The 6,000-nt window shown below is 62.7% G+C and carries 3 protein-coding genes; all 3 read right to left on the bottom strand.

Annotated features, from left to right (window positions below; all coding sequences use genetic code 11):
• A partial coding sequence (locus tag DFS13_RS26250; RefSeq protein WP_258399100.1) for an ESPR-type extended signal peptide-containing protein occupies positions 1-3,656 on the bottom strand: 3,656 nt, incomplete at its 3' end.
• A 962-nt stretch (positions 3,657-4,618) separates the two neighbouring features.
• The gene (locus DFS13_RS26245; RefSeq protein WP_006490910.1) at positions 4,619-5,521 is read right to left on the bottom strand and encodes a hypothetical protein; all 903 of its coding nucleotides are present in this window, start codon (positions 5,519-5,521) and stop codon (positions 4,619-4,621) included.
• A gap of 95 nt (positions 5,522-5,616) precedes the next feature.
• Complete coding sequence (locus DFS13_RS26240) at positions 5,617-5,835, bottom strand: hypothetical protein (protein ID WP_006491406.1); 219 nt, start codon at positions 5,833-5,835, stop codon at positions 5,617-5,619.
• Positions 5,836-6,000: the final 165 nt, after the last annotated feature.

The raw sequence follows: 6,000 nt of genomic DNA, 5'->3' as shown, positions 1-6,000 counted from the left end.
AGACCCGTCGAAGTCGAAGTCGACAACGACGTGATCGAGCTGTTAGCCGACGAGAGGCCGGTCGACGTCGAAGTCGACAGCGAAGTGATCGAGCTATTCGCGGACGACAGGCCCGTCGAAGTCGAAGTCGAGAGCGACGTGATCGAGCTATTTGCGGACGACAGGCCGGTCGAGGTCGAGGTCGAGAGCGACGTGATCGAGCTGTTCGCGGACGACAGGCCCGTCGAAGTCGAGGTCGACAGAGACGTGATCGAGCTGTTGGCCGACGACAGGCCGGTCGAGGTCGAGGTCGAGAGCGACGTGATCGAGCTGTTAGCCGACGACAGACCGGTCGAGGTCGAAGTGGACAGCGACGAAATGGCGCTGGTCGCAGTACCGACTTGCTGGGCGACCGAATACAGTTGGCTGCCGTTGATCGCGTCGGTACTGGTGGAGGTCACTTGACCCGCGGCGACATTGGTGACTTGTCGTTCCTTGCCGGCATCACCCACGCTGACGACGCCGACTGGCTTGGCGCCAGCGAATCCGCTGAACGTCACGCCGTTGACGGTCGCGCTGCTCGTGGGCGTTGCCGCGACGGTCTTCGAGTCGGCGCCAAGTGCGACGGAGTCGTCTGTGCTGGCGACCGCGCCGAGGCCGATGGCGACGGAGTTGATCGTGCTGGCGACGGCGCCCGAGCCAATGGCGACAGCGTCGGTGCCCGTTGCGGTGCTGTCGGCGCCGGTCGAGTTCGCGTGGAAGTACTTGATGCCCTGGCTGTTGATGTTGTTGATCGCCGAGCCGACGCTGTTGGCGGTCGACGTCGTGCCGTTCGCGTTGTATGTGGTGTACGACGGGGCCGAAACCTTGCCTGTCGTCGGGTCGTACGTCGAACCGCCGCCAAGTGCCGAGGCGGTGCTGCTGCCGAGGTTGTCCGTCTTCGTCGAGACCGTGCTCAGGCCGGTGGACAGCGAGTTGATTCCGGTCGAGGTCGAAGTCGACAGCGACGAGATCGAGCTGTTAGCTGACGAGAGGCCGGTCGACGTGGAAGACGACAACGACGTGATCGAGCTGTTTGCCGAGCTGAGGCCGGTGGACAGCGAATTGATGCCGGTCGAGGTCGACGTGGACAGCGACGAGATCGAGCTGTTAGCCGACGAGAGGCCGGTCGACGTGGAAGTCGAAAGCGATGTAACCGAGCTGTTTGTCGAGCTGAGGCCGGTGGACAGCGAGTTGATGCCGGTCGAAGTCGAAGTCGACAGCGACGAGATCGAGCTGTTAGCCGACGAGAGGCCGGTCGACGTGGAAGACGACAACGACGTGACCGAGCTGTTAGCCGAGCTGAGGCCGGTGGACAGCGAGTTGATGCCGGTCGAGGTCGACGTGGACAGCGACGAGATCGAGCTGTTGGCCGACGAGAGGCCGGTCGACGTGGAAGTCGAAAGCGACGTAACGGAGCTGTTTGCCGAGCTGAGGCCGGTGGACAGCGAGTTGATGCCGGTCGAGGTCGACGTGGACAGCGACGAGATCGAGCTGTTGGCCGACGAGAGACCCGTCGACGTGGAAGTCGAAAGCGACGTAACGGAGCTGTTTGCCGAGCTGAGGCCGGTGGACAGCGAATTGATGCCGGTCGAGGTCGACGTGGACAGCGACGAGATCGAGCTGTTGGCCGACGAGAGACCCGTCGACGTGGAAGTCGACAGCGACGTAACCGAGCTGTTTGCCGAGCTGAGGCCCGTCGACAGCGAATTGATACCCGTCGAAGTCGAGGTCGACAGGGAGCCGATCGAGCTATTAGCCGAGGAGAGACCCGTCGACGTGGAAGCCGAAAGCGACGTAACCGAGCTGTTTGTCGAGCTGAGGCCGGTGGACAGCGAGTTGATGCCGGTCGAAGTCGAGGTCGACAGGGAGCCGATCGAGCTATTAGCCGAGGAGAGACCCGTCGACGTGGAAGTCGAAAGCGACGTAACGGAGCTGTTTGCCGAGCTGAGGCCGGTGGACAGCGAATTGATGCCGGTCGAGGTCGACGTGGACAGCGACGAAATCGAGCTATTAGCCGACGACAGGCCCGTCGAAGCCGACGTCGACAGGCTCGTGATGCTCGACGTCGTCGTGCTCGCAACCGAATAGAGCTGGCTGCCGTTGATCGCGTCGGTGCTGGTGGCCGTGACGAGGCCCGCCGCGACGTTCTGGATACGGCGTTCCGAGCCCGACTGCCCGACGCTGACGACACCGCCCGCCGAATTGGCGCCGGCGAAGTTGCCGAACGTCTGACCGCCGATCGTGGCGCTGCTGACGGTGGTGGTGCCGCCGGACGTCGCCGTTGCCGCACTGGTCGTCAGCGCGTTGTAGCCGAGGGCGACCGAGTTTGCGACGCTCGCGGTCGAATTCGAACCGAGTGCCGTGCCGTAGCTTCCGGACGCCACGGCTGCCGCGCCGACCGCGACCGCGCCGGCGCTGCCGCTGGCCGTCGAGCCGTTACCGAGCGCGAGTGCGTCCGTACCGCTTGCGATCGAGTTGGCGGCAAAGCTGCCGACGTTACCGAGCGCGATCGCGCCGGTGCCGTTCGCGGTTGCCGCATTGCCGACGGCAATCGCACCGTTGGTACCCGTCGCCGAGGCCGAGCTGCCGATGGCGACGGAACTGTTGGTCGCCGTGCTGCTGTTGCCGAGCGCCACGGAGCCCGTGCCGCTCGCCGAGTTGCTGTTGCCGAGCGCGATGGCGCCGGAGCCGTTCGACGTGTCGTTCGCGCCGATTGCCAGCGCGCCTGTACCGGTGGCGCTGTTCGGATCGCCGATCGCAACGGCGCCGTCGCCGCTTGCGCTCTGGCCTCGGCCGATCGCGACCGCGCCGCCGGCCGAGGTCGCGCTGTTCGCCGTCGTGCCCGACGAGCCGATTGCCACGTTTCGGCCCGTTGCGCCGGAGACGACGCCGTCGCCTTGCGCGATGCCATACGCACCATTGACCGTCGCACCACGGCCAACTGCAATACCCGACGTGGCGGCCGACGCGACGGACGACTGCCCGCCGATCGCGATGCCATCCGACGCGGCAGACTGCGCGCCCTTCGTCGCGTTGCTGCCGATTGCGACCGCGCCGGCGCCCGAAGCGATGGTCGAGTTCGCATATGAAAGCGGGGTGGTGCCATTACCGGCTGCACCGCCGATCGCGACCGAATTCAATGCGTTGGCCGTTGCCCCGAAGCCGAGCGCGGTAGAACCGGCGCCGCTGGCGGTCGACTCGAGACCGGCGGACGTGCCCCAGAGCGCGGCAGATGACAGGAAGCCCGTCGCCGTACCGCCGGTGCCGGTGACTTGCGCGAATGCCCCATAAGCCGTGGCCGCGAGATTGTTGTTGCCGCTGGAGTTACAGCCCGCAACCGTGGAGTAAGTGCCGGATCCGTCGACGGGATAGGCATTGGTGTTGCCTGTCGTCGTGCGGCCGACGGTGCCGTTGCCACCGCTCGACGTACACGACGAAACGGTGAATTGGCTACCGTTGGTCGTGCCTGGAACGAAGGTATTGGCGCCGGCGAGCGACGGGAGCATTGCGACGGCGGCCAATACTGCGGCAGTGACGGCCGACTTGTTCGGCTTGCCCCGTGCCGAATCGTGTTCCGATGCCGCGACCCAGGCGCCAAGCGCTTCGTTCCAGATCGAGCGGTATGTGCGGTTCATGTCCTGCTACCTCCAAATGTGCACGCCACACACCGGTCTCTTTTGTTAGAGGGTTACTCCGTGCGCTCGCGCGAATCTCAAAATTGATGGGCGGAGTTTATTGGAGGAGGATTTTAGAGATTGACAAACAGTGATAAATGAACCGTTTTGAAAGTTAAAGAATGGTTAATGCATCGAGTTTTGATGTACTGGGTGTGAATGAATTTGAAAGATGTAAGAATGTGTCGTGTAGGGTTTGAATTTTTCTGGCGAGACGCTACATTATATATAAAAATCAATGACTTACGATGGTTGTGTGCGATGGGCAACAGATCGAATCGACTCAAAAGTAAGACAAATGAAATAGCAAACGTTTGCGCAACCCTGCATTCTTTCATTTCAGTAAGGATTGTTTGGCTATGACGAGATAATATATTTGTCTAATTATTAACTTGTTAAATGTTTGGTGTAAATTGAATTGGTTTTTGTATTTGGAGATTATTTTATAATCGAATTTACCTGGCACGAGGCGCATTGGGTTGTGCCGATCTGCGCATCCAGCCCGGCGCGGGGGCCCGTGCGACGGGCGTTCCGGGCCGCCCGATCCGTCGAAGTTGTAAAAAAGTGCTACGGAGCGACAAATGAAACAATTCGCGGCAATTTATCGGATTTGTCCTATTGACGATCGCGTTGGCACCGGTGTTAGAGCGGAATCGGTGCGCACGCCGGAAGTCGAGCAGGCAGGGGGAGCGGCTGTTTCGCGGGGTGTGTCGACAGGTCGTCAAAGACCGCAGGTCGGCGTCGGGTCGGCGGCGGTCGAAATGTCAGATGGAGGGTGCGACAATTTGTCCGTCATGCCGTCGGCGGCTCGACGTATCGAAGAAAAATAGGGATTGATCGAATGTATCGCGCACGCCACATTCGGTCCACGGGCGTGGACCCGACCGGGGGCTTGCCGCATGACCGGCGGCAAGCCTTCGACTTCACTTCTTCAGAAACCGCAGCGCGAACCGCGCCATCCGCGGCACGAACATCGGGCGCAGCAGGCGCTTGTCGTATCCGGCCATCCGCCGGTCGTTCTCCGCGAGACACAGCTCGATCAGCTCGCGCGGGTTCAGCGCATCGCCGATGTCCGCGGTGCCGGTAGCCGGGAAATTCGCGTCACGCGCGGCGCCGTCGGCATCGATGCCGCGCGCGATGCTCATGCGGTCGCGGATCAGTTGCACCCACACGGCCGCCACGCGGGCGAAGAACCACGGCCGGCGCCACCACGGCATCGTGCGCCAGTACCACGCGTACCAGTTCACGAAGAACAGGATGTGGCGGCCTTCTTCCTGGATCACGGGCTCGAAGGTTTCGACCAGTTCGGGCGGGAAATAGCCGGAGCGCTGCGCGGAGCGGAACAGGCCGAACGCGAAAAAGCTGTCGATGCATTCGCTGAAGCCCGTCATCATCCACGACCATTCGGGGTCCTTCGGTGCCGGATAGGGCGGCTCGGGCGCCAACTGGATGCCGTACGCCTCGACGAGCTTCGACAGCACGACCTTGTGGCGGGCTTCCTCGCCGCCGTCCATCTCGAGCGCGCGGCGCAGCAGCGGATCGTCGACCGTCGCGGCGTAGGTCGCCACGCGGATCGACGCGCGGCCTTCGGTTTGCACCGCGATGTCCCAGATCGGCAGCGACGTGAGCCGCCTGAGTTCGGCCGGCTGGAGTGCCGGCCAGTCGATCACGGCCGGCTTGTACGGGTTGTGTGTGTCGAGCAGCATCCGACAGAACATCTGCTTGTGCGCATCGGAACCGATCCGGACCGAACCTTGCCTCTCGAAGGTCCAGTTGCGCATCGCGTGATCTGCGGCTGCATGCTCTTCCTGCAGCGTGTCAGTCATGGCTATTGTTATGCGATTACGGATCGAAAGATTCTTGCACAGCTTCCGTCATCGCGTATTTTCGAGCGGCCATGGGCACGCCGGCCCCGCGGATGTCACGCGTTCGTGTCGACCCAGAGGCGGCCCCAGCGCGACGCGTAGGCGAGGGCGTGTTCTTCCTCGAAGAAGAAATCGATGGCGTCGAACGACACGGAGCGCGGCGACGGCCCGCCGTTCGCGCGTTCGATGGTCAGGTTGGCGGCGAACAGCCCGTTCGGCAACCGGGCGGCAGCGGGAGCGACTTCATAGCCCTTGTAGCGGATCGTACGGTTCATGGCGTGCGCGGAAAAAGTTCGGACTTTCAGCGTACGAAAACCTGCCGGCGGCGTGAACCAATCTTTCGGCCAATGCAAATCACGCAGCGGGCTGAATCGTTATCGGGGTGGTACGCGGAAACGGTATGTGCGAGAGGCGAAGACGGCGCGTCCGGCACATCGCCA

It is taken from the genome of Burkholderia sp. 28_3 (assembly GCF_003253915.1).
GTDB lineage: Bacteria > Pseudomonadota > Gammaproteobacteria > Burkholderiales > Burkholderiaceae > Burkholderia > Burkholderia cenocepacia.
The sequence above is the reverse complement of the archived record's forward strand: the minus strand, read 5'-3'. Positions and strand labels throughout refer to the sequence as shown.

What these genes read in the sequence shown, in the direction of transcription:
- DFS13_RS26240 (WP_006491406.1), bottom strand. Translation starts at nt 5,835, where the DNA reads ATGAACCGTACGATCCGCTACAAGGGCTATGAAGTCGCTCCCGCTGCC.
- DFS13_RS26245 (WP_006490910.1), bottom strand. Translation starts at nt 5,521, where the DNA reads ATGACTGACACGCTGCAGGAAGAGCATGCAGCCGCAGATCACGCGATG.